The sequence below is a fragment of the Acinetobacter sp. DL27 genome (assembly GCF_055810995.1).
Genome location: NZ_CM147947.1, coordinates 1,912,950 through 1,934,304, shown reverse-complemented (window position 1 = coordinate 1,934,304; position 21,355 = coordinate 1,912,950). Strand labels below are relative to the sequence as shown.

Genomic DNA, 21,355 nt, shown 5'->3' with positions numbered 1-21,355 from the left:
AGTTTATTTGTGTTGAAACACATTGCTTGCAATATTCACCTCTGATTGGATGTGATAGTATTAGCCATTATTCTAATTTGCATCATTTATAAAGATATGTTTAGTTTGCATCCACAACTTGCTCAAGATACGTTTTTTGTAGGCGACTTTCCACTTTCAACATGTCGCTTAATGAATGATATGCAATTCCCGTGGCTAATTTTAATTCCACGCGTGCCAGGCATCACTGAGTTATATGAACTCAGTCAAGCCGACCAAGAACAGTTTTTACGTGAGTCAAGCTGGTTATCAAGCCAATTGGCTCGTGTATTCCGTGCTGACAAAATGAATGTTGCTGCTTTAGGTAACATGGTTCCGCAGCTCCATTTCCACCATGTTGTGCGTTATCAAAACGACGTCGCATGGCCAAAACCAGTTTGGGGTACACCCGCTGTTCCTTATAGCAATGAAGTGCTTGCGCATATGCGTCAAACTTTAATGCTTGCACTACGTGGTCAAGGTGATATGCCATTTGATTGGCGTATGGACTAATACACGTGAGAAATCAAATCAGGGATGATTTGATCGTGCGCATAGTGGGGAACGAGCAGTGCCATTAGACGATTGGTTATCTAAAGAGCCCAAACAATTTGAGTATTTCCATCGTGTGATGGGATATGGCATGCTGTCTTTAATAACCATCGTTTACCATTATACGATGGCAGATACGCAATATCAGATTTATGTGCCGCTGCTGTTGCTCATTGTGTTATTGATCACACCACCATTTTCAAGGTGGTTAGGTTATCGCTTCAATAATACGATGCGACGCGGCGTGATGTTTGTTATAGATATTGTCATTACAGCGATCATTTTAGCCGCTGTACATCTCAGTATTGTCCTCACATTTTTAACCATTTTTGCTATGCTTTACACGGCTATTAGCAATAAAATTTCTTTTTTGATGGTGTCTTTGGCCAGCCTGATTGGGGTGGTTGTCTTTTATATCTCGATTATCTTTGTCTTTGGTTTTGGTGAGTATTTCGAGGCTACCAGTACCGAACTGATCGTATTGGGCTTTTTGTGCCTCACCACTTATTTTGGCGTGGGTAGCTATTATCAGCGCAACCAAATGCAAGACATATACCGCCGGAAAAATCACTATTTTGATCAGATGAACCGTTATATGGAGTTTGCCAATCAGTTGAGTCGCTATGCACCAGTTCAGTTGTGGCAATCGATCATGAAAGGTGAGTCTGAAGCGAAAATTGAATACAAACGTAAAAAACTGACAGTTTTCTTTTCAGATATTCAGGGTTTCACCGAGCTTTCTGAAAGCTTAATTCCGGATGATTTAGCATTCCTACTCAATGATTATTTAAAACACATGACCGAGATTGCCAAGCAATATGAAGGTACTGTAGATAAATTCATGGGCGATGCAATTTTAGTGTTCTTTGGTGACCCTAATTCCGAAGGTGTGGAGCGTGATGCTCAAAACTGTTTGGAAATGGCCATGGCAATGCGTCAGCAAATGAAAATCCTGCGCGAGCGTTGGGTGAAAATGGGTTATCCACCATTGCATATTCGTATGGGGATTTCTACAGGTTATTGTCACGTAGGGAATTATGGCGCATCGCACCGTATGGCTTATACTATTGTTGGTCGTGATGCAAACCTTGCTGCACGCTTACAAAGTGCAGCACAAGTGGATGAAATATTGATTTCGGACGATACGCATAATTTAGTAAAAAATGACTATCTTTGTGCACCGAAAGCACCAATTTTCCTCAAAGGGATTAAAGGTGCTGTGAAGACGTGGCAAGTCGTTGAAAAATATACCTCGCAAAAATCAGACTATCAGCGCTGGTTTGATTATGAATATAAAGGGTTTCATTTACTGCTGAACTTAGATGAAGTGCAGAATTTTGAATATCCGCAGTTGATTCAAGTCTTGGAAAAAATGATTCAACGCATTCAAACTCAACAGAAGATGACCAACTCGCAAGGTATCGTCAAACTCAATCTTGAAGATGAAGTAATAGAGCCTGTTCAGAAAAATGAATATCATTAATTTAATGGTATGAGATATAAAAACGAGAGTCATAAAAAAAGCCACTACAATGAGTGGCTTTTTTACACTTTGAAAAAATTAGTGATTTTCAGATGCGTGGTTAATCGTGTATTTAGGAATTTCAACTTCTAAGTCTTCATCCACTAACTTTACTTGGCAAGACAAACGAGAGTCAGGTTCTAAGCCCCAAGCACGATCCAGTAGATCAGCTTCAACATCATTCATTTCTTCTAAACTGTCAAAGCCTTTACGTACCACAACGTGACACGTTGTACATGCAGCGGACATATCACACGCATGTTCAATTTTGATTCCATTTTTCAGTAAGCTTTCACAAAGATTCGCATTCTGTTCAACTTCAAACTCAGCACCTTCTGGGCAGATTTGCGCATGTGGGAGAACTTTAATACGTGGCATAGTCTTTACCTATCAATTAGTTTGAGTTTGACCAGTCGTCGAGTTTTGTGCCTTTCAGCGCTGCATCGATATGCTGATTCATACGTGCTGCTGCAAAAGCATCACTGTGTATTTTAAGCTGTTCAACAGCAGATTCAATTGCTTTGATTTCTGTTGTTTCAAGTGTTGCTTCTAATGAAGTTTTGGCTGCATTTAATGCAACTTGTTGTTCATTCGTGAGCAGGTGAGCATCCACTTTTAGGGCTTGCTCTAAAGCTTCGAGTTCGCGTTTTGCTTCAACTTTAGTTTCTTGTAAGTGACGAAGATTTTTATCTTCTTCAGCAAACTTATAACCATCGAGCAGTAAGCGTTCCATGTCACTATCAGCCAAACCATATGATGGTTTGATGTCAATTTTTGCATGTACGCCAGAGGTTGTTTCTTTAGCTGAAACCGTCAGTAGGCCATCGGCATCCACTTGGAAGGTCACTTCAATACGTGCTTGACCCGCAGTCATGGGTGGAATGCCGCGAAGGACAAAACGACCTAAGCTACGGCAATGCTCAACCAAATCACGCTCACCTTGAACCACATGAATCAGCATCGCGGTTTGGCCATCTTGGTAGGTGGTGAACTCTTGGCGACGTGCAACTGGGATTGCGGTATTACGTGAAATAAGACGCTCAACCAAGCCGCCCATGGTTTCTAGACCGAGAGAAAGCGGAGTTACATCAAGCAGTAATGCGCCATCGGCTGTGTTTCCAATCAACTGATTGGCTGTAATCGACGCACCAATAGCAACAACTTCATCTGGGTTGATGGTACACAATGGCTCTTGAGCAAACACATCACGTACAGCGTTTTGTACAGCATAAGAACGAGTTGAGCCACCGACCAAAACCACGTTTTGAATGTCGCTGAGTTCAAGTTTGGCATCGCGGAGGACGCGTTTGCAGACACTAATCGTTTTATCTAAAGCAACTTTGATAATGCTTTCAAATGTCGTGCGATCAAGAGTCAAACTGTGCTCTAGGACTTGTAAATGAGCGCTTTCTGCATCGGTTAAAGCTTCTTTGGCTTTACGTGCAGCAACTAAAACGTGTGCATATTCAGTGTCATCGAACTGTTCGATGTTGAGTTCTTTTTTTGACCATTTTACGATTAAACGGTCGAGATCATCGCCACCTAATGCGGTATGGCCACCCGTTGCTAACACTTCAAATACGCCTTGTGAAAAGCGTAAAATTGAAACGTCAAACGTACCGCCACCCAAGTCATAAATCACATAGTTGTGATCATGCGCAAGATTGGTTTCTTGGTCCAGACCATACGCAACCGCAGCAGCAGTAGGCTCATTTAAAAGACGCAATACGTTTAAACCCGCAAGTTGCGCAGCATCACGTGTCGCTTGACGCTGAGCCTCATCGAAGTATGCAGGAACAGTAATCACTGCACCATTGACTTCATTTTTTAAGCTCACTTCAGCACGATCTTTCAGTTGCTTTAAAATTTCAGCGGACACTTCGACAGGAGTTTTGCGGCCCTGAGCAGTTTCAAAAGCAGGCATTTGATTATCTTCACCCACTAAAGTGTAGGGGTGTTGAAACTTAATGTCGGCTTTAGAGCGTCCCATAAAACGTTTGACTGAAACGATGGTGTTTTTAGGATCGGCAGTCAAAAATGGTTTCGCTTCGTCGCCATATTGGGTTTGGTTTACACCATAATGCGCGATCGATGGGAGTAAGACACGACCTTGTTCATCATGCAAAACCTTTGCTTTGCCTGAAAGTACAGTTGCAACTAGAGAGTGAGTTGTACCTAAGTCGATACCAATGGCAATACGGTGTTCATGTGGCGCACTTGATTGTCCAGGTTCTGCAATTTGCAAGAGAGCCATGTGTTACATCCTTTGAGCGTCAAAAATTAAAAATAAGTTAAAATTCATCATCTAAATCAAAGCTATCGTCATCTTCAAAACGATCTTCAGTTTTATCAATGTCATGCATGACTTTTACAAAGAAGCGAAGTTTCCGGACATCATCACGTGCCTCAGCCCAATCTTCCTCTTCAAAATCAATTTTGAATTCGCGGACTAAACCATCAATCCATTGTTGAACGTCTAATTTGAGTGATTGTAATTCATCTGCTGAACGAGCTTCATCAAGTTGTTCACGGATTTCTAAGGCAGACTGGAGAAATTCAAAATCATTGATGGATTGATCAAGATGATAATCTTGTTTTTTTAATCCTAATAAATATCCTGCACGGCTATCAACCTGAGATAAAACTTTAAATGCTTGATTGATCTCGCTTGATTTTATGAGGGCTTGATCTTTATCGAGAGCTTTATCTGGGTGATATTGTTGCTGCAACTTTAAAAATTCTGATTTTAAGGTTGCTAAATCAATATCGAGTGCTACTGGGAGGTTAAACAACTCAAAATGATTCATAGGAGAGGGATTCCGCGCTAAATTGGGGGTCATTGCGAAAGCAAAAACACTCTATGTAAATGCAATTAAAACAGTGTGATACACACTGTTTTAATGTTGAAAAGCAAGTTAATGAACTGTTATACGGTGAAAGATTCACCACAGCCACATTCGCCTTTTTTGTTTGGGTTGTTAAACTCAAAGCCTTCGTTTAAACCATTTTTCACGTAGTCCATCTCCATACCATCGAGATAAACCAAGCTTTTTGGGTCTACAAATACTTTCACCCCAAACTGCTCAAAGGTGGTGTCATGTGCATCAATTGAATCGACAAATTCAAGCACATAAGCCAAACCAGAACAGCCTGAAGTTTTCACGCCAACGCGAATACCTTCACCCTTACCGCGATTTTTTAAATAATTGCTGATATGAGTTGCAGCATTTTCAGTTAAGTTGATCATGAAAACTCCCTAATCTTTCTTTAAAATGCGAAGCAATTAAGCTTTAGATTTTTTGCTGCGGTAGTCTTCAACAGCAGCTTTAATAGCATCTTCAGCCAGTACAGAACAGTGTACTTTTACTGGAGGAAGAGCAAGTTCAGTTGCGATATCAATGTTTTTGATCGCTTGAGCTTGATCTAAAGTTTTGCCTTTTAGCCATTCAGTCACTAAAGAGCTTGATGCAATAGCAGAGCCACAACCATAAGTTTTAAAACGTGCTTCTTCAATCACACCGTTGTCATCTACTTGAATCTGTAAACGCATAACGTCGCCACATGCAGGTGCTCCGACCATACCTGTACCTACGTTTTCAGCATTTTTGTCTAATACACCTACATTACGAGGGTTTTCGTAATGGTCAATTACTTTTTCGCTATAAGCCATGATGCGTCTCCAAACCTCGGGGTCAGCGTTAATATTAAATATGGGGTCAAAACTTGATTTTTCAATGAAGCCATCCAGTATGTGAATGACTTCAATGGGAAAAATTAGTGTTCAGCCCACTCAACTGTAGAAAGGTCGATACCGTCTTTGTACATGTCCCAAAGTGGAGAAAGTTCACGAAGTTTTTCAACCGCGGAACGCGTCACTGTAAGTACATGGTCAATGTCTGCTTCAGTGGTGTATTTACCAAAACTGAAACGAATTGAACTGTGCGCAAGTTCGTCAGACAAACCTAGTGCACGTAATACATAAGAAGGTTCTAATGTTGCTGAAGTACAAGCTGAACCCGAAGATACAGCAGCGTCTTTCAACGACATCATTAACGATTCACCTTCAACAAAGTTGAAACTTACGTTTAAGTAGTTCGCAACGTTTTGTGTTGGGTGGCCGTTTAAGAAAATTTGTTCTAAGTCTTGTAAGCCATTCCAAAGCTTGTCACGAAGTACGCGAATGCGTGCTTGTTCAGAAGCTAAGTTTTTACCTGCAAGTTCAAATGCTTCACCCATACCAACGATTTGGTGTGTTGCAAGTGTACCAGAACGCATACCGCGTTCATGACCGCCACCATGCATTTGCGCTTTTAAACGAACACGTGGAGTACGACGTACATAGAGTGCGCCAATACCTTTAGGGCCATAAATTTTATGAGCAGAGAAGCTCATAAGGTCAATCTTCATGGTTGAAAGGTCAATTTCAACTTTACCTGCAGCTTGCGCCGCATCGACATGGAAGAAGATCTTGTGTGCACGAGTAATTTCACCAATTGCCGCAACATCAGTCACAGAACCAATTTCGTTGTTTACCATCATAAGTGAAACAAGAATAGTGTCTGGGCGAATAGCTGCTTCAACCATTTCAGGAGTAATTAAACCCGTGTTTGGAAGTGGCTCAAGGTAAGTGATTTCAAAACCTTCAGACTCAAGCTCACGGCAAGTATCTAAAATAGCTTTGTGTTCAATTTTACTTGTAATAATGTGCTTGCCTTTAGACGCATAGAATTGTGCTACGCCTTTAAGAGCTAAGTTATCTGATTCAGTTGCACCAGAAGTCCAAACGATTTCGCGTGGATCTGCTTTGATCAAGTTCGCAACTTGTTCACGTGCATATTCTACTTTCTCTTCTGCCTGCCAACCGTAAGCATGAGAGCGAGATGCTGGGTTGCCAAATGTGCCGTCAAATGTCAGACATTCCATCATGCGTTCAGCGACTTGCGGGTCTACAGGAGTTGTTGCTGCATAATCAAGATAAATTGGACGTTTCATGTCAAATACCTGTTACCGATAAAAGGGCTGAATCTGAAGGTGCTGTATTTTGGCGAATGGCAACTTTTTGAACGTTGTCACGTGCTACAAGGTCAGCAAGAGTGATTTTAGCGAGATAGTCGGCAATGTGATGGGAGAGTTCTTGCCATAAATCGTGAGTTAAGCACATTGCGCCATTTTGGCAGTTGCCTTTATGGTCACAGCGAGTGGCATCAACTGTTTCGTTTACAGCTTCAATAACTGCTAATACCGTGATTTCATCAGCGCGACGAGCTAAGTGGTAACCACCATTGGCACCACGAATACTAGAAACTAAGCCATGGCGCTTTAATTTCGCAAATAACTGCTCAAGATAAGCAACAGAGATAGTTTGACGAGCTGCAATTTCTGCAAGCGTGATCGTTTGTTCAGTTGGCTGCAAAGCTAAATCAAGTAGAGCAGTCACTGCGTAGCGTCCGCGAGTTGTTAAGCGCATGATTCGATACACATGATTAGACTAGATGTGCCGATTTTAAGAATCCTGACTAAAATAGTCAAGTTTTTTTAATAGGGATTGTGCGTATTTAATTTGCTTGAAATATTATGTAGTTATGCAAGCCAAATATTATATACCAATAAGCTAATCAAAAGTATAGAAAACACAAAAAATGTGACATTTATACGTTTTTGACGTTGCTCGATACGGCGAATACGATTTTTATATTGTTTTACTTCAATCTGTAGAGTGTTGATTTTAGAACGTTGTTCTTCAATTTTCTCTAAAAGTGGCGCAATGCGCTTTTTAGATGCAACCACATTTTGTGGATCAGTTGGTTCAGTTAACCAGTTTTTCCAATCGGCAAGAACTTTAGGTGCACTAAAATGTAAAATTAAATCTCGGAACTCATCTTTTAAGGTGATGTCACCATCAATACGCATGGTTTTAATACTACGACGGTTTCCAAAGACGAAAATTTTAATTAAATCCATCAATGTGGTGCGTACATCTAGGTCGACCGGTTTTTCAGGTGCTTTGGCGTCAAATAAAACACCTTGAGCGGTAAAGGTGATATAGAAGTCAAAATAAGGCAGGTAGCTATTTATTTTAATCGCAATATTTTGCTCAACAAACTTTTTACAGTGAAGTGCAACCACGCGGTCGTGTTTTAAAATAAGAGAAAAGATCGTCTCAAGAACAATCATCACCATAGTGAGTAGCATATGTGTTTGATTGTGTTCTTTTTGAGAATCACTCATAAGTAGTAACCTAAATCCTGACCTGAAATGAGCATCCTGCTCGCAAAAACTTCAGACTTAAAAATAAAAATGTAATAAAGATGCTTTGTAGAACAGTTTTACAAATCGATCAAGTCTAATATTTGCTAGTATAGTGCAATCTATAAGATTTTTTGGATGTTTTTGCACATAAATCATGCAGGAGATGGTGCTAATGGAAAAAGCAGATATAGAGTTAGATGATATTTCGCAAGAAGATGAAACACTAAAGAAAACAAAAACTAAGCATCATTTTCACCGTAAAAATAGTTTGGATTTTAGAAAGTATACCAAGCAAATCTGGTTAGCTGGTTTGGGCGCTTTTTCACGTGCAGAGGAAGAGGGGAATAAATTATTTGACTCGTTGGTCCAAGTCGGCGAAGAGTTAGAATCTAAAACCACTGAGATTGCTGACCAAACGGTTGAAAAGGTATCTGAAAAAGCGCGTGAATCGGTGACGGATACTAAAGACAAGGTTGAGAAGATTGTAGATCGCGGGGTAAATCACTCCTTAAACCGGATTGGATTGGTCACGGTTAAAGATATTCAGTACTTAGAAAACCTGATTCTTCAACTTAATGATAAAATCGATGTTTTGATTGAAGAAAATAAGAAGTTAAACGAAAAAGTGAATAAAAAGTGATCTGGTTGTGCTTTTGTACCTTTTTCAACGTTTTTTTGTGATTTATTTTCCAAAAAAGCATATACAGAGTATTGCGTTTTCACCTAAAGCATTGCTATAAAGGCGTTACGGTAATTTATACTAAATTTTTGGACCTTAAATAAACGATATTAAGAGGACGCGATCCACATGAATAAATCAGAATTAATTGATGCAATTGCAGAGAAAGGGGGATTGTCTAAGACTGATGCTGGTAAGGCCTTAGACGCTACAATTGCTTCAATCACTGAAGCGCTTAAGTCTGGTGATACAGTTACACTTGTTGGTTTTGGTACTTTCAACGTGAAAGAACGTGCTGCACGTACTGGCCGTAACCCACAAACTGGTGCTACTTTAGAAATTAAAGCAAGCAAAGTACCAAGCTTCAAAGCTGGTAAAGGTTTAAAAGATTCTGTTGCTTAATCTTTTAAATAAATACTAAACGCGCCTTTTCGGCGCGTTTTTTATTAAACATTAGAAAATGTGTCGATAACACATTCATTCATTGCTGCTTTTCAGTTAAAATCTCGGGCAAATAAAATATTGGAATACTTATGGAATCTTTTCGTAAAGTTATTAAGGGTTGGTTGGGCAAAGCTTTGCTCATTTTGTTTTTGACCCCTTTAGCACTTGTAGGTATTGAAGGATATTTTAGTAGCGGATCAAAAGACGCTGTGAAATCAGTCAATGGCCAAGATATTTCTGAAAAGGAATTAGAGACCTTAACCGCTTCCTTTAAAGAACAATTCTTAGCTTATGCCAATGGGGATGAAACTTTACTCAACCAAAGCTTTATTAAAGATAAAGCGATGGACCAACTGATCGCAAATACTTTGTTATTACAACAGGCTGAAAAGCTGGGCATTTCACTCAGTGATACTCAAATTGAACAGATGATTGCTCAACAGCCAAGTTTTCAAGAAAATGGAAAATTTTCAGAAACGCGTTATTCAAGCTATTTGCAGTCTGTGGGTATGAGTAGTGATGCGCTCGTTGCAAACTTACGTCAAGACCATGCATTAAAAATGATGCGTTCGACTTTTGTTGATTATGCATTGGTGAGTAAACTAGATATTCAACAAATTGCTAACTTACAAACAGAACAGCGTACTGTGCAGTTTGCCAATGTAAATCTTGATGAATATAAAAAGAACGTCAGGGTTTCAGCACAAGAGATTGAAAACTATTACAAGCAACACCCAACCATGTTTAAACAAGTGGCAAGTGTAGATGTTGACTATGTGTTGTTAACGCCAGCCAATGTACCTGCTGCTGCTTCACCTGTAACTGATGCTGAGTTGCAGCAAGCCTATACACAGTTTGTTGAAGCACAAAAAGATAATGTTGCGCCTTTGGTTAAACATATTCTGATTACAACCGATGCACGTACAGATGCTGAAGCGAAAAAACGTGCAGAAGAAGTTGTTGCAAAAATTAAATCAGGCACAAGCTTTGCAACAGCTGCGGCTCAATACTCTGAAGATACTGCATCTAAAGCGAATGGTGGTGCTTTAGCCGTTTATAACAAAGGCACTTTTGGTGATGCTTTTGACCAAGCTGTAGCATCGCTTAAATCAGGTCAAGTGTCAGTGCCTGTAAAAACTGAATTTGGTTACCATGTCATTGAAACTGATGCGCCAGCTGTGAAGTTGCCATCTTTTGAAAATGAAAAAGCACGTTTGACTGTGGAAGTTCAAAAGAATAAAACAGCCAATGCATTTTCTGACACTGTAAACAGTCTAAATGAACTGGTTGTAGACTCAGATGCTTTAGACGTGGTGTCGCAAGAAGTTAAAGGTGTACAAGTTCAAACTGTGAAAGGTATGACCTTATCTACACAACACCCTGTCTTAAGTAATGCTGCGGTAAAAGTGAAACTGTTTAACGATGACGTTAAAAACGGTGATCGTAACGCGACCAGCAGTATTCAACTTCCGAATGGGGATGTGGTTTGGGCAAAAGTACGTGATTATCATGCGGCAGGTGTCCAAACGCTCCAAGAAGCAACACCACGTGTGAAAGCAAAATTGGTTGAACAAAAAGCTTATGATGCTGCTAAAGCCAAAATTGCTCAAAGTTTAAAAGACTTTAAAACTCAACCAGCAGTATCAGTTGTTGCCAAGAGCGGTTTGACCTTTACTGCACCGCAAGTGTTTATTCGTTCACAAGGCTTACCACGTGCAGTTGAGCGTGCGGCGTTTAGCCAAGCGGCACCAAAAGCAGGACTGTGGTCTGTAACAACAGCATTATTGCCAACAGAAATGGTGGTGGTCGCGGTATCAAACGTAAACAAGACGACGTCTAGTGCATTGACGGATGAGCAATTGGCTGAGCTTTCGAAGTTATATCAACAACTTCGTGGTCAGCAAGAAGCTGAAGATTATGTGCAATACTTAAAAGCACATGCAAAAATTAAATAATCGCATGTCATAAAAAAACCTGCATTCGTGCAGGTTTTTTTATGTGTGTAGATAAACAAATTTTATTTAAGGATAAACAGGCTTAGGCACGAATTTTGAGTTCATAACCTGAATATTTACGAATATTAATCACGCCTGTATCTAAAATCAGGTACTGACCTTTAATCCCTTGTAACTTGCCGCGAATCACGGGAGTTTTATCCAGATTGTGGGATTTAATTTTCTCAGGATATTGCTCAACTGGATAAACAAACTCGCGCGGCAGTACAGTTTCCAAAAGCTCAACCGTTTCATTGAACTCAAGGTTTTGACTAAATTCCTCACGAATGGTTTGGATTTTAGGTGCAAACTCTTCGATGAGTTGTTCGCGAACTTCAATCAAGTCGAGTGGTTCAGCTTCGCCTTTGAGTAATTTGCGCCAATCGGTTTTGTCTGCCACTTGTGTGCCAAACATAATTTCGAGCTGGCCTGAAAGACGACGCGAACCGACTTTCATAATTGGAAGGGCTTGGGTTGCACCTTGATCGAGCCAACGGGTTGGCATTTGGCTAATCCGTGTAATCCCAACCTTTAGAGCACTTGAGTTGGCTAAATAAACAATATGTGGCTGGAAACAAACTTCATGCGCGAAGCTGTCTTCTCGGCAAGTGCCTAAGTGGTAGTGACAGGTTTCAGGTTTCATAATGCACATGTCACAAGAGGCTTTGGTTTTAAAGCACTTGAAGCAATGGCCTTGTGAAAACGATTTAGATGTTTTCGCACCACATGAAACACAGAAGATTTTACCAGTCCATTCAATCTCGATTTCTTGACCCAAGTTAAAAGGAAGGTCAACTTCTGAACGATCTAGGATAAATTTATATTCAACATTTGCCTTGTGTGTATGTTGATCAGTTACACTAAGGTCCTTAAGACCTGCATGCATTTTATGGCAAATGCCTTGAAGTTCCATACAGAATTACTCACTCAATATTAAGGATGCGGTTATGGCTGAACTGAACGTCATTACTTCTATGCTAGACGATTTATCTCAAGAACAGCCTATTACAACTGCATTGTGCATTGGGCAGGATCTCAGCCCAAATCATCATCAATCTATTCAATGGCAATATTTTAGCGTATCTGACTTTTTAAGTCTGCCTTTTACCCAGCGCTATGATTTAGGTTTTGTGCTTTTTGACACGGCAGAAATGCAAAATATAAGCTCACAACAAAAATCACAACTATTGGTGCGTTTAAGAGATTTGATGGCAAAGCGTATTGTGGTGGTGAGTCAATTGCAGGATGAACAACTACTTCGTGCTTTAGGTTTTACTCAACTAATCGATAAAACGACGCATGGTAAAGACTTTGCTTTATGGCAATTTAATATTTTGACCTATAAGCATGTGCCTGACTGGTTTAATTCAAAGTTTTGGGCGAATCCTGAAAACTGGAATAAATTCCGTTGGTGATTTGACTGCGACTGTATTTTTCCATTCATAGCAAAAATTAACAATTTATCTCTATAGGGTTTTTTTAAACATCGTATGCTGTTTAAAAAACCTAAAAAGGATAAAGTGATGACGAACCTGAATAATATTATAGAAATTTTAGCAAAGCAGGCCATGGGCGGTCAGCAACAGTCAAACCAACAAAGTGGTTTGGGTGGAATTTTGGGTTCGGTGCTTGGACAACTCGGAGTGGGTGGTACAGGCCAAACACAACAGGGTGGTCTGGGTGATATTTTAGGCTCGGTGTTGGGTGGTTTGACTGGTGGGCAGTCGCAGCAGGCGCCAAACTCGCAGAACTCAGGATTCGCAGGCGGTGGAAAAAGTTTATTGATTGCAGTATTGCCTTTGATTTTGGCATGGATTCAACAGCAAGGTGGTTTGCAGGCAGCTTTAGATAAACTCAAAGGGCAAGGTTTAAGCAGTCAGGTTGAGGACTGGGTTTCTACAGGACCAGGAGAAAACGCCAGTGTAAATCCAGAGCAAGTGCAAAACTTGTTTGATGATGCCGCGGTGGAGCAAGTTGCAGAGCAAGCGAATGCACCTAAACAAGATGTATATAGTGCTATTTCACAAGTATTACCGCAAATTATTGACTCACTCACCCCGCAAGCCGGACAAACCAACCCTCAAGAAGCCAACGCGGATATTCAACAGGTATTGAACTTAGTTTCGGGTTTCTTAAAACGCTAAATTCACAATAAAACAGCCGTTCTAGAATGGCTGTTTTATTACTTAAAATTCTAAATTAAAAAACACGCCGAAGCGTGTTTTTTAATTTTTAGGGGAGCGTCAACTTAGAAGTCGTAACGGAAACCTAAAGAAAGTGCTGTAGCATTTTCGTCTTTTTCACCACTAATAGAGTATGAGCGACCTTCTTTCCATGGCGTAAGATTAGCATTCTTATCATTTAGCATGGTTGCAAGGTTGGCATAAACACGTACTGCTTTATCCAAACGGTGCTCAACACCAATTGCAACTAAACTTGAATTTGCATCATCAGCATCGACATCACGGTAGAAGTATTCACCACGTAGAGCTGTTTTTGGCGTAAGTTTGTATTCACCTGCAATACCGAATACTTGAGCATCAAAATCACTTAGATCATCATGATCGTATTGAGCAATTTGATACATCGCACCTAGGTTGAAATCAGGTGTGATTTTGTATGAACCAGCTAGTCGGAAAGCATCGCGTTCAGCTTTAATTCCTGTTGATGAAACATTTTGCGATGTCGTTGCAGAGTTATCTTCATATTTCTCATATGCTGCTGCAAAGTCGATGTTACCTTCTTTATAGGTTAAAGCTAGATCGTAAGCTTTATTGTCTTCAACGCCTTCTTTTGTTGTTCCATCTTTAGCGATAGATGTACCCTTGTGCATTGAAAGTGCTGCAAGTACATTGAAGCCACCACCAAATTTAGGTGATTTATATTCAATAGTGTTGTCATTACGCTCATCAAACTTCAAATCACCAACACGTGTTACGTTACGTACGTCACCAACCATGTCACCAAAGAAGTTGATTGGACCGCGTGCAGCCTTGAATGGGCTGTCAAAACGACCTACACGTGCTTGACCGAAGTCACCTTTTAAACCTACGAAAGTATCACGTGTTGCAAAATCTACGCCTTTATCATCAGCAGAGCCGCTTGCGAAGTTAACTTCTTGCTCAATTTGACCAAATACAGTCATGCCATTTTCAAGTTCTTGCTCTACTTTGAAACCTAAGCGTGAAGAGTTTGAAGAGATTCCAACTTCGTTATAGTCAGCGCCATCATCCAGATAGTCTAAAGAAATATGCGCACGGCCATAAATTTTTACGTCAGCAGCCATCGCTAAAGCTGGTGTAAGTAAAGTTGCCCCAACTGCTAATGCGCAAAGTGTTTTTTTCATGTGTAGCTCCAAGAAAGACTTTTTGTTGATTCGTCTATAAAAGGTTATTCAGTCGTCTTTTTATTCATCAGACTTCTGTCTCTTGGCGCTCATTATTGATTACAAATAAGTCACTAATATTAAGGGAATATTACAAAAATATTAAACAACTCAATGTCAAATGCATTTCCGCGATAAATTGTTAAGCTTGATTTTGAGAACTTATATTATTGATCTTATTTATTTTTAGGCCTAAAAAAAGGAGCCGAAGCTCCTTGATTGAATGGATGGAATTACAAAGCAGCACGAATTTTTTCTGCTTGTGCTTTGATTTTTTCTTGATCACCCATTTGCAAGGCATGCTTACCTAGCTCATGTACCGAACTCGGAATGAGGTGGAAATGTACATGGGGAACGGTTTGCCCAGCAGCAGCTCCAGACAGTTGCATGAGGACAATGCCTTGGGCATCCAAACCGACTTCAATGGCTTTTGCTACTTTTTGTACCACTTGAATGGTGTAGGCAGCAGCATCGGCAGGGAGGTCGAGTAAAGTCACCGCAGGTGTTTTGGGTATGACTAAAGTATGACCGTCTGCTTGAGGCATAATATCCATGAATGCAAGAACTTGGTCATCTTCATATACTTTAATGGCTGGAAGTTCACCACGTAAAATTCGTGCAAAAATGTTTTGCTCATCGTAAGCCATGTCTATTCCTTAAGTTTCGCTTAAACTGATTTACTTACAGTTTAATTCTTTTTGACGTTCTTTAATCGCGTCAAGACGTTGTTGCTCTTTTTCAGAGAATTTCGGTTTAGTGGTGTAGCAATTATCATTGCCAAATTTTGCTTTCGCTTCAGGGTCCTTAAAACAGAAACCTTTAGATGCATAAATGACATCATGATCATCTTTTAATTTTTGACACTCTTGCTCAGGCGATGCCGCAAAACTTTGCGCCCCGATTAATGTTGCAAGACTGGTAAAAACCGCTACAGTCAACTTTTTCATGAGAATTTCCTCAGTTTGTAACATTGTATGTAGTCACGCTATTACTTTATAGGGGTTTGTTCTGTTTATTCAATGGTGAGTTCTTACTCAATTGTAATTTTACTTCATAATTGCTGCATATAATACATAAAATTTATATATATCAATAGCTTTTAAGATGGTAGATAGAAATGGATATTTAAGTTTTTTATGTAATTTAGTCTATTTTTTACAACTTTTTTTAGGCTCTAACATTTTTAGATTTCATTGAGAGGGCCACAGTGCTTCGGTGCGTCAGCTTTTTTAACCTTTAATATTCGCCTCATCTCAAATTCTATTTCAGGAATTTTTTACGATTAGCAATGAATTTTTTTAAGTTATTCATTATTGGAGAGCTGAGTATGCAAAGACTATTAGAACAGACGCCGATTTTAGATTATTACCATCCATCGATTAAAAATTTGATTGAACAACGCAAATGGAGAGATCTTGATGAAGTTAATAAGGTGAGGAATATTTATAACTTTGTTCGTGATGAAGTTCAATTTGGCTATGACACGGGAGATACGATACAGGCATCTCAAGTCTTAAGCGACGGTTATGGTCAGTGTAATACCAAAGCAACGTTATTGATGGCGTTACTCCGAGCGGTGGTTGTAGCCACTCGGATACATGGGTTTACCATCGATAAAGCCTTACAAAAAGGTGCAATCAAAGGCATTTGGTATAAGTTATCGCCCAAGAATATTTTGCATAGTTGGGTCGAAGTTCATGTGAGTGGACAATGGTATATTTTGGAGGGTGTAATTCTTGATCGACTTTATCTAGAAAAATTACAAAGTATAAATAAGCATCAAACAAAAACTTTTTGTGGTTTTGGGGTGTTTACCGAGAACTTTGAAAATCCACCTATCGATTGGAATTTGAATGATACTTTTATCCAAGACAAGGGGATTAACCAAAATTTCGGTTTATTTGATAGCCCAGATGATTTTTATAATATGCACCAACAAGAACTTAGTCCGATACAACGTATGGCTTTTAAATATGTAGTCAGACACTTAATGAATCAAAATGTCAATAAAATTAGAAATATACAAAAAGCCTCTTTATGAGGCTTTTTGTTCGGCCATAGAAATAGCTTAACTTATAATTGAAGTTAAAGTATGACTGACTATGATAAGCATTACTCTAAAGTAATTTTGCTCCATGACTCATATAGTTTAACTGCGGAAGAAAAATCGCTGTCTGCTTCAGATAAATCACTGGCAGTTTGAATTAAACTTTGAGCCAGTCCAATCACAGGTGCGGATAGTTTTGCTTCGCGGACTAAATCAACGGCAATGCCTGTATCTTTTGCTAATAGAGGGAGTGCAAAAGTAAGCGGGAAGCTGCGGTTCAGAATACGCTGTGGTAAAACAGTTTCAGTTACGCCACTTTTACCACTCGACGCATTAATGCAATCTAATGCTTCATTTAAGTTTACGCCATGGGCTTTTAGGGTGGTAAACCCTTCGGCAACAGCACAGAGGTTCACAGCCAAAAGCATATTGTTTACGGCTTTAACTGCAAAACCAGCACCCGATTCGCCCACGTGTTTAATCAGTTTACCAAACGCTTGAATGGCTGGTAATGCGCGTTCAAAAGCAGCTGTATCACCACCGATCATAACCGTAAGGGTTGCATTATCAGCGCCAATAGTTTGACCACTCACAGGTGCATCTAAAAAGTCCACACCGTGTTGTTTAAGCTGTTCAGCTACTTTTTTTGCAGAAGAGGGTACACCGCTGGTGCAATCGACCCAAATACTGCCTGCTTTAAGCTCAACTTGCGCAAGTAAGTCTTCAATATCTTGACTGGTTGGAAGGCAAGAGAAGACTACATCGGCCTGAACTGCTTGCGCAAGTTCCACTGCCTGCGTGCCATAGGCTTCTGCATGTTGTTTTGCTTTATCAAAATTGCGATTCCATACCCACACGTGTTCAAAGTGTTTAGGTAAGTGTGATGCCATGCGATAACCCATGGCGCCTAGACCGATAAATGCAACTGACTGAATCATGTCAAACCTTAGTATTTAAATTTTACTTGAACGTTCACTTAACCACTGAGCCAACTGTGGCCAAAATTCATCGGCACTACGCTTACTTGACATCAGTCCTAAATGTCCCCCTGGGATAAGAGTAAACGTGACATCGGTGCTACTTGTCAATTGGGTTAATGGCTGAGCTGCCTCTGCAGTAACAAGTTGGTCTGTTGTGCCCGCAGCCACAAGCAACGAGCACTGTATATTTTTTAAAGCTATGCTTTTCTCATTTAATGTGATTAGTCCAGTTTTGAGTGGATTACGCAGCCAAACATTAAAAAGCATGTCTTGGTTGATGCCGCCGGGATAATCAATCATACGATTCAGAAAACCGCCAATGGTGGCATGTTCATACAAGGCTTCATGGTCATCTAAATTAAGCAGTAGGTTCTTATGACTTTGAAACCAACCGATAGGATCAATGATTTTAAAACCAAAAGTATTTAAGCCCCCAGAGGTATGAAGCAGACGCTTCGGTATTTTACCCTGATAAATTTGTTGTTGTAATGCTTTGCTTTTTGAAATGATTCGATTGAGATATGCAAAGAACTGTCCATTTCGACCAGATTTATAACTGTCAATTGGACTCCCCAAAACCATTAAATTTTTCACAAAATTAGGTTGATGCAGGGCGGTATACAAGGTCACGAAAATGCCAGCCATACTCCAGCCATGCAGAGAAATTCGCTCGCTATCACTATGTTTTAAAATGCTTTGTATACAGAGTGGAATATAATGATCAATAAACGTCAGAAAGTTAAAATGACGGTTATGAATATTTAATTTCCCCCAATCAATCACATATACGGCAAAACCTTGCTGTTGGAAGTACTTCACCAGTGAGCGATAAGGATAAAGGTCGTAAATAGACATATTGATGGCTAGCGGGACCACAAAAACTAAGGGCTCTTTATACTTACGCACTTCAGGTGCGTAATAGCGAATTTGGGTCAGATCAAATGTTTCAATCACTTCATAAGCTGTGCTTTGTGACAAAATGAGTGACTTTCCATTAAAAATGCGCGTAGAAAGATTCTTTAATTTATTTTGATGCGTTGAAATTTTAGTTTTTAAAGAGTGCATATAGGTCTTAGATCTCAAATAAGCAGAAAGTTTGATCGAAGTCTAATCAATATTCGCGTATTTTACCTTGACCTTAAATAGCCTAGACGCTCAAAATGTTGGCAATTCTTTACAAAGGCAGTCTGTCGACTGAACCAGAGCCATGAGCCTACAAGACGAATTTGAATACCAATTAGATACCTTAGCCATTCGTACTGGGCATACGCGTAGTTTCGAGGGAGAACATGGCGAACCTATCTTTCTAACTTCATCATTTGTCTATGAAAATGCAGCAGAGGCCGCAGCAAAATTTTCAGGTCAAGAGCCAGGGAACATCTACTCGCGTTTTACCAACCCAACTGTTGCAATGTTTGAAAAACGCCTTGCTGCTTTAGAAGGTGCAGAACGTGCAGTGGCAACCAGTTCAGGTATGGCCGCAATTATGGCCGTGGCAATGTCATTTTTAAAACTGGGCGATCATGTGATTTGTTCACGTGCGGTATTTGGTTCGACCGTATCTTTGTTTGAAAAATATGTGGCTAAGTTTGGTGTAACTGTCGACTTTGTTGATTTAACAGATTTAGATGCATGGAAAAATGCCGTTAAGCCTGAAACTAAATTGCTCTTTGTTGAGTCTCCGTCGAATCCTTTGGCTGAAGTGGCAGACGTTCAAGTACTTGCTGATATCGCACATGCCAATGGCGCACTTTTAGCAATTGATAATAGTTTCTGTACGCCAGTATTACAGCGTCCAATTGAGTTTGGTGCGGACTTGGTGATTTATTCAGCGACGAAGTATTTGGATGGTCAAGGTCGTGCTCTTGGTGGTGCAGTAGTGGGTAGTCATAAACTACTCGAAGAAGTGTTTGGTTATGTGCGTACTACAGGGCCTTCAATGAGTCCTTTCAATGCATGGGTATTCTTAAAAGGCTTAGAGACTTTACGTTTACGTATGCGTGAGCATTCAGCAAGTGCGCAAAAGCTAGCAGAATTCTTAAATACACACCCGAAAGTCGAAAAAGTGTATTACGCAGGCTTACCTGAGCATATTGGGCATGAGCTTGCAGCGAAGCAACAAACAGGCTTTGGTGGGATCGTTTCTTTTGAAGTGAAAGGCGAGCGTGAAGGGGCTTGGACTGTTATTGATAATACCCAATTTATTTCAATTACAGGCAACTTGGGCGATGCGAAATCGACCATTACCCATCCTGCAACGACTACCCATGGCAAACTTTCACCAGAAGCGAAACAAGCCGCAGGAATTCGTGAAGGTTTAATTCGTGTTTCTGTTGGTTTAGAAGATATTGATGATATTATTCGCGATATCACACGTGGTTTAGACTTAATCTAATTTTTTAATTTTATGTTCGGAGATTTTAATGAACATTAATATGTTAATGCAGCAAGCTCAACGCATGCAAAAAGACATGGAAAGCAACATTAAAAAAGCTAAAGAAGAGCTTGCGCAAACTGAAGTGCATGCTGAAGCTGGTGGTGGTTTGGTTAAAGTGACGATGACTTGCCGCAATGTGGTAAAACGTATCGAAATCAATCCTGAATTATTGCAAGATGATGCAGATATGATTGAAGACTTAATTGCTGCGGCAATGAATGATGCTGCACGTCAAGCAGAAGCAATCACTGAAGAACGTATGAAAGCTGCGAACTCAGGTGCAGGCTTACCACCGGGTCTTGCTGGTTTATTCTAATTAAGGAATACGTATAGTGTTTAGCGATCGTTTTGATCAATTGGTACAAGCTTTACGTATTTTGCCAAGTGTTGGGCCGAAATCGGCTCAGCGCATGGCGCTTCATCTGATTATGAAAAATCGTGAAGGGGCTGTGGGTCTTGCACATGCTTTGAACGAAGCCACCAGCTATATTCACGAATGCAGTTTGTGTCACTCACTGACTGAAAACGAAGTTTGTGATATTTGCATCTCGCATGAACGTGATGATCAACTTCTCTGTGTGGTTGAGTCACCCGCAGATGTGATGGCGATTGAGCAAAGTGGCAGTTTCCGTGGTAAGTACCATGTATTGGGTGGGCATTTATCTCCACTTGATGGTGTTGGGCCTGAAGAGATCGGCATTCCTTATCTAATCCAGCGTTTAGGCGACGGTAAAGTAACAGAAGTGATCTTGGCGACCAATGCAACGGTAGAAGGTCAAGCCACAGCGCATTATTTGGTTGAGGCAACGAAACATTTACCGATCCAAATGACGCGTATTGCACAAGGCGTACCACAGGGTGGTGAACTTGAATATGTCGATAGTCATACCTTAAGCCAAGCTGTACATAATAGAATGCGAATGAAATAAGTATTTCGATACTTGTTTCATTTTTTAGTTGAGCTACAAGATTGAAATCTTGAGTAAGATAAAAAAAATATTAATTTGAATCTAGTTGTATAAAAAAATCACAAAAAACGGCAAATAAT

At 40.1% G+C, this 21,355-nt stretch carries 25 protein-coding genes; 11 read left to right on the top strand and 14 right to left on the bottom strand.

The window, feature by feature from the left end:
• Positions 1 to 96: 96 nt before the first annotated feature.
• Together AC0KVP_RS09415 and AC0KVP_RS09410 are read left to right on the top strand one after the other, a co-directional pair.
• Positions 97 to 531 carry an HIT domain-containing protein gene (locus AC0KVP_RS09415; protein ID WP_004696995.1) on the top strand — a complete coding sequence of 145 codons (435 nt, stop codon included), beginning with the start codon at positions 97 to 99 and terminating at the stop codon, positions 529 to 531.
• Between the two features lie 58 nt (positions 532 to 589).
• Entirely contained in the window at positions 590 to 2,053 is a 1,464-nt protein-coding gene (locus tag AC0KVP_RS09410; RefSeq protein ID WP_004984691.1) for an adenylate/guanylate cyclase domain-containing protein, read from the top strand.
• A gap of 78 nt (positions 2,054 to 2,131) precedes the next feature.
• On the opposite strand, the gene fdx is transcribed toward AC0KVP_RS09410, so the two are convergent.
• The 8 genes from fdx to AC0KVP_RS09370 form a co-directional block, all read right to left on the bottom strand.
• Positions 2,132 to 2,470, bottom strand: a complete 339-nt coding sequence (gene fdx, locus AC0KVP_RS09405) for an ISC system 2Fe-2S type ferredoxin (RefSeq protein WP_004697000.1) — start codon at positions 2,468 to 2,470, stop codon at positions 2,132 to 2,134.
• 16 nt (positions 2,471 to 2,486) lie between these two features.
• Positions 2,487 to 4,346, bottom strand: a complete 1,860-nt coding sequence (gene hscA / locus AC0KVP_RS09400; protein WP_473336257.1) for a Fe-S protein assembly chaperone HscA — start codon at positions 4,344 to 4,346, stop codon at positions 2,487 to 2,489.
• A 37-nt stretch (positions 4,347 to 4,383) separates the two neighbouring features.
• Positions 4,384 to 4,899 carry a Fe-S protein assembly co-chaperone HscB gene (gene hscB / locus AC0KVP_RS09395; RefSeq protein WP_473336255.1) on the bottom strand — a complete coding sequence of 172 codons (516 nt, stop codon included), beginning with the start codon at positions 4,897 to 4,899 and terminating at the stop codon, positions 4,384 to 4,386.
• Between the two features lie 119 nt (positions 4,900 to 5,018).
• On the bottom strand, positions 5,019 to 5,339 hold the full coding sequence (gene iscA, locus AC0KVP_RS09390; protein ID WP_004697006.1) for an iron-sulfur cluster assembly protein IscA: 321 nt from the start codon (positions 5,337 to 5,339) through the stop codon (positions 5,019 to 5,021).
• Between the two features lie 36 nt (positions 5,340 to 5,375).
• Positions 5,376 to 5,762 carry a Fe-S cluster assembly scaffold IscU gene (gene iscU / locus AC0KVP_RS09385; RefSeq protein ID WP_004697007.1) on the bottom strand — a complete coding sequence of 129 codons (387 nt, stop codon included), beginning with the start codon at positions 5,760 to 5,762 and terminating at the stop codon, positions 5,376 to 5,378.
• 104 nt (positions 5,763 to 5,866) lie between these two features.
• Positions 5,867 to 7,084: an IscS subfamily cysteine desulfurase gene (locus AC0KVP_RS09380; protein ID WP_148826000.1), complete on the bottom strand. Its 1,218-nt coding sequence runs from the start codon at positions 7,082 to 7,084 to the stop codon at positions 5,867 to 5,869.
• Between the two features lies 1 nt (position 7,085).
• Positions 7,086 to 7,559, bottom strand: coding sequence for an Rrf2 family transcriptional regulator (locus tag AC0KVP_RS09375; protein WP_004697011.1), 474 nt, complete (start codon positions 7,557 to 7,559; stop codon positions 7,086 to 7,088).
• A 113-nt stretch (positions 7,560 to 7,672) separates the two neighbouring features.
• Positions 7,673 to 8,320 carry a hypothetical protein gene (locus AC0KVP_RS09370; protein WP_473336250.1) on the bottom strand — a complete coding sequence of 216 codons (648 nt, stop codon included), beginning with the start codon at positions 8,318 to 8,320 and terminating at the stop codon, positions 7,673 to 7,675.
• A 193-nt stretch (positions 8,321 to 8,513) separates the two neighbouring features.
• On the opposite strand from AC0KVP_RS09370, the gene AC0KVP_RS09365 reads away from it, so the two are divergent.
• From AC0KVP_RS09365 to AC0KVP_RS09355, 3 genes are all read left to right on the top strand, one after another.
• A complete protein-coding gene (locus AC0KVP_RS09365) occupies positions 8,514 to 8,981 on the top strand; it encodes a phasin family protein (RefSeq protein WP_004984677.1) in 468 nt (155 codons plus the stop codon).
• A 168-nt stretch (positions 8,982 to 9,149) separates the two neighbouring features.
• Entirely contained in the window at positions 9,150 to 9,422 is a 273-nt protein-coding gene (locus tag AC0KVP_RS09360) for an HU family DNA-binding protein (protein WP_004697018.1), read from the top strand.
• Between the two features lie 131 nt (positions 9,423 to 9,553).
• On the top strand, positions 9,554 to 11,419 hold the full coding sequence (locus tag AC0KVP_RS09355; protein ID WP_473336248.1) for a SurA N-terminal domain-containing protein: 1,866 nt from the start codon (positions 9,554 to 9,556) through the stop codon (positions 11,417 to 11,419).
• A gap of 82 nt (positions 11,420 to 11,501) precedes the next feature.
• Here the strand turns inward: AC0KVP_RS09355 and AC0KVP_RS09350 are convergent, their stop codons facing one another.
• Positions 11,502 to 12,371 (bottom strand): DUF2797 domain-containing protein, encoded by an 870-nt coding sequence (locus tag AC0KVP_RS09350; RefSeq protein ID WP_473336246.1) that lies wholly within the window; start codon positions 12,369 to 12,371, stop codon positions 11,502 to 11,504.
• 34 nt (positions 12,372 to 12,405) lie between these two features.
• Between AC0KVP_RS09350 and AC0KVP_RS09345 the strand changes: the two genes are divergently transcribed.
• Both AC0KVP_RS09345 and AC0KVP_RS09340 read left to right on the top strand, forming a co-directional pair.
• Complete coding sequence (locus tag AC0KVP_RS09345) at positions 12,406 to 12,873, top strand: DUF6231 family protein (protein WP_473336243.1); 468 nt, start codon at positions 12,406 to 12,408, stop codon at positions 12,871 to 12,873.
• A 108-nt stretch (positions 12,874 to 12,981) separates the two neighbouring features.
• On the top strand, positions 12,982 to 13,602 hold the full coding sequence (locus AC0KVP_RS09340) for a YidB family protein (RefSeq protein ID WP_473336240.1): 621 nt from the start codon (positions 12,982 to 12,984) through the stop codon (positions 13,600 to 13,602).
• Between the two features lie 104 nt (positions 13,603 to 13,706).
• Here AC0KVP_RS09340 and AC0KVP_RS09335 read toward each other — a convergent pair whose 3' ends face one another.
• The 3 genes from AC0KVP_RS09335 to AC0KVP_RS09325 all read right to left on the bottom strand — a co-directional run bounded on the left by AC0KVP_RS09335 (position 13,707) and on the right by AC0KVP_RS09325 (position 15,790).
• Entirely contained in the window at positions 13,707 to 14,804 is a 1,098-nt protein-coding gene (locus AC0KVP_RS09335; RefSeq protein WP_473336237.1) for a porin, read from the bottom strand.
• Positions 14,805 to 15,076: 272 nt separating this feature from the next.
• Positions 15,077 to 15,490: an HIT family protein gene (locus AC0KVP_RS09330; RefSeq protein WP_004697031.1), complete on the bottom strand. Its 414-nt coding sequence runs from the start codon at positions 15,488 to 15,490 to the stop codon at positions 15,077 to 15,079.
• Positions 15,491 to 15,520: 30 nt separating this feature from the next.
• Positions 15,521 to 15,790 (bottom strand): YARHG domain-containing protein, encoded by a 270-nt coding sequence (locus tag AC0KVP_RS09325; protein WP_279681781.1) that lies wholly within the window; start codon positions 15,788 to 15,790, stop codon positions 15,521 to 15,523.
• A 380-nt stretch (positions 15,791 to 16,170) separates the two neighbouring features.
• Between AC0KVP_RS09325 and AC0KVP_RS09320 the strand changes: the two genes are divergently transcribed.
• Positions 16,171 to 16,884, top strand: coding sequence for a transglutaminase-like domain-containing protein (locus AC0KVP_RS09320; RefSeq protein WP_473336228.1), 714 nt, complete (start codon positions 16,171 to 16,173; stop codon positions 16,882 to 16,884).
• A gap of 71 nt (positions 16,885 to 16,955) precedes the next feature.
• On the opposite strand, the gene AC0KVP_RS09315 is transcribed toward AC0KVP_RS09320, so the two are convergent.
• Both AC0KVP_RS09315 and AC0KVP_RS09310 read right to left on the bottom strand, forming a co-directional pair.
• Entirely contained in the window at positions 16,956 to 17,828 is an 873-nt protein-coding gene (locus AC0KVP_RS09315; protein ID WP_010326781.1) for an NAD(P)-dependent oxidoreductase, read from the bottom strand.
• Positions 17,829 to 17,843: 15 nt separating this feature from the next.
• The gene (locus tag AC0KVP_RS09310; RefSeq protein ID WP_473336223.1) at positions 17,844 to 18,935 is read right to left on the bottom strand and encodes an alpha/beta fold hydrolase; all 1,092 of its coding nucleotides are present in this window, start codon (positions 18,933 to 18,935) and stop codon (positions 17,844 to 17,846) included.
• Positions 18,936 to 19,077: 142 nt separating this feature from the next.
• Here AC0KVP_RS09310 and AC0KVP_RS09305 point away from each other — a divergent pair, with 142 nt between their 5' ends.
• Genes AC0KVP_RS09305 through recR form a run of 3 tightly spaced genes read left to right on the top strand, consistent with a single transcriptional unit; the run spans position 19,078 to position 21,236 of the window.
• Positions 19,078 to 20,265: an O-succinylhomoserine sulfhydrylase gene (locus AC0KVP_RS09305; RefSeq protein WP_473336220.1), complete on the top strand. Its 1,188-nt coding sequence runs from the start codon at positions 19,078 to 19,080 to the stop codon at positions 20,263 to 20,265.
• A gap of 28 nt (positions 20,266 to 20,293) precedes the next feature.
• Positions 20,294 to 20,623 carry a YbaB/EbfC family nucleoid-associated protein gene (locus tag AC0KVP_RS09300; protein WP_004984648.1) on the top strand — a complete coding sequence of 110 codons (330 nt, stop codon included), beginning with the start codon at positions 20,294 to 20,296 and terminating at the stop codon, positions 20,621 to 20,623.
• A gap of 16 nt (positions 20,624 to 20,639) precedes the next feature.
• Positions 20,640 to 21,236: a recombination mediator RecR gene (gene recR / locus AC0KVP_RS09295; protein WP_005401228.1), complete on the top strand. Its 597-nt coding sequence runs from the start codon at positions 20,640 to 20,642 to the stop codon at positions 21,234 to 21,236.
• The last annotated feature ends 119 nt before the right edge of the window (positions 21,237 to 21,355 follow it).

Bases quoted from the DNA above. Each gene is read 5' to 3' on its own strand.
- AC0KVP_RS09360 (WP_004697018.1), top strand. From the start codon at position 9,150: ATGAATAAATCAGAATTAATTGATGCAATTGCAGAGAAAGGGGGATTG.
- AC0KVP_RS09415 (WP_004696995.1), top strand. From the start codon at position 97: ATGTTTAGTTTGCATCCACAACTTGCTCAAGATACGTTTTTTGTAGGC.
- hscA (WP_473336257.1), bottom strand. From the start codon at position 4,346: ATGGCTCTCTTGCAAATTGCAGAACCTGGACAATCAAGTGCGCCACAT.
- AC0KVP_RS09305 (WP_473336220.1), top strand. From the start codon at position 19,078: ATGAGCCTACAAGACGAATTTGAATACCAATTAGATACCTTAGCCATT.
- hscB (WP_473336255.1), bottom strand. From the start codon at position 4,899: ATGAATCATTTTGAGTTGTTTAACCTCCCAGTAGCACTCGATATTGAT.
- AC0KVP_RS09320 (WP_473336228.1), top strand. From the start codon at position 16,171: ATGCAAAGACTATTAGAACAGACGCCGATTTTAGATTATTACCATCCA.
- AC0KVP_RS09345 (WP_473336243.1), top strand. From the start codon at position 12,406: ATGGCTGAACTGAACGTCATTACTTCTATGCTAGACGATTTATCTCAA.
- AC0KVP_RS09325 (WP_279681781.1), bottom strand. From the start codon at position 15,790: ATGAAAAAGTTGACTGTAGCGGTTTTTACCAGTCTTGCAACATTAATC.
- AC0KVP_RS09365 (WP_004984677.1), top strand. From the start codon at position 8,514: ATGGAAAAAGCAGATATAGAGTTAGATGATATTTCGCAAGAAGATGAA.
- iscU (WP_004697007.1), bottom strand. From the start codon at position 5,762: ATGGCTTATAGCGAAAAAGTAATTGACCATTACGAAAACCCTCGTAAT.
- AC0KVP_RS09330 (WP_004697031.1), bottom strand. From the start codon at position 15,490: ATGGCTTACGATGAGCAAAACATTTTTGCACGAATTTTACGTGGTGAA.
- AC0KVP_RS09300 (WP_004984648.1), top strand. From the start codon at position 20,294: ATGAACATTAATATGTTAATGCAGCAAGCTCAACGCATGCAAAAAGAC.
- fdx (WP_004697000.1), bottom strand. From the start codon at position 2,470: ATGCCACGTATTAAAGTTCTCCCACATGCGCAAATCTGCCCAGAAGGT.
- AC0KVP_RS09335 (WP_473336237.1), bottom strand. From the start codon at position 14,804: ATGAAAAAAACACTTTGCGCATTAGCAGTTGGGGCAACTTTACTTACA.
- AC0KVP_RS09350 (WP_473336246.1), bottom strand. From the start codon at position 12,371: ATGGAACTTCAAGGCATTTGCCATAAAATGCATGCAGGTCTTAAGGAC.
- AC0KVP_RS09310 (WP_473336223.1), bottom strand. From the start codon at position 18,935: ATGCACTCTTTAAAAACTAAAATTTCAACGCATCAAAATAAATTAAAG.
- AC0KVP_RS09315 (WP_010326781.1), bottom strand. From the start codon at position 17,828: ATGATTCAGTCAGTTGCATTTATCGGTCTAGGCGCCATGGGTTATCGC.
- AC0KVP_RS09355 (WP_473336248.1), top strand. From the start codon at position 9,554: ATGGAATCTTTTCGTAAAGTTATTAAGGGTTGGTTGGGCAAAGCTTTG.
- AC0KVP_RS09340 (WP_473336240.1), top strand. From the start codon at position 12,982: ATGACGAACCTGAATAATATTATAGAAATTTTAGCAAAGCAGGCCATG.
- AC0KVP_RS09380 (WP_148826000.1), bottom strand. From the start codon at position 7,084: ATGAAACGTCCAATTTATCTTGATTATGCAGCAACAACTCCTGTAGAC.
- iscA (WP_004697006.1), bottom strand. From the start codon at position 5,339: ATGATCAACTTAACTGAAAATGCTGCAACTCATATCAGCAATTATTTA.
- AC0KVP_RS09375 (WP_004697011.1), bottom strand. From the start codon at position 7,559: ATGCGCTTAACAACTCGCGGACGCTACGCAGTGACTGCTCTACTTGAT.
- AC0KVP_RS09370 (WP_473336250.1), bottom strand. From the start codon at position 8,320: ATGAGTGATTCTCAAAAAGAACACAATCAAACACATATGCTACTCACT.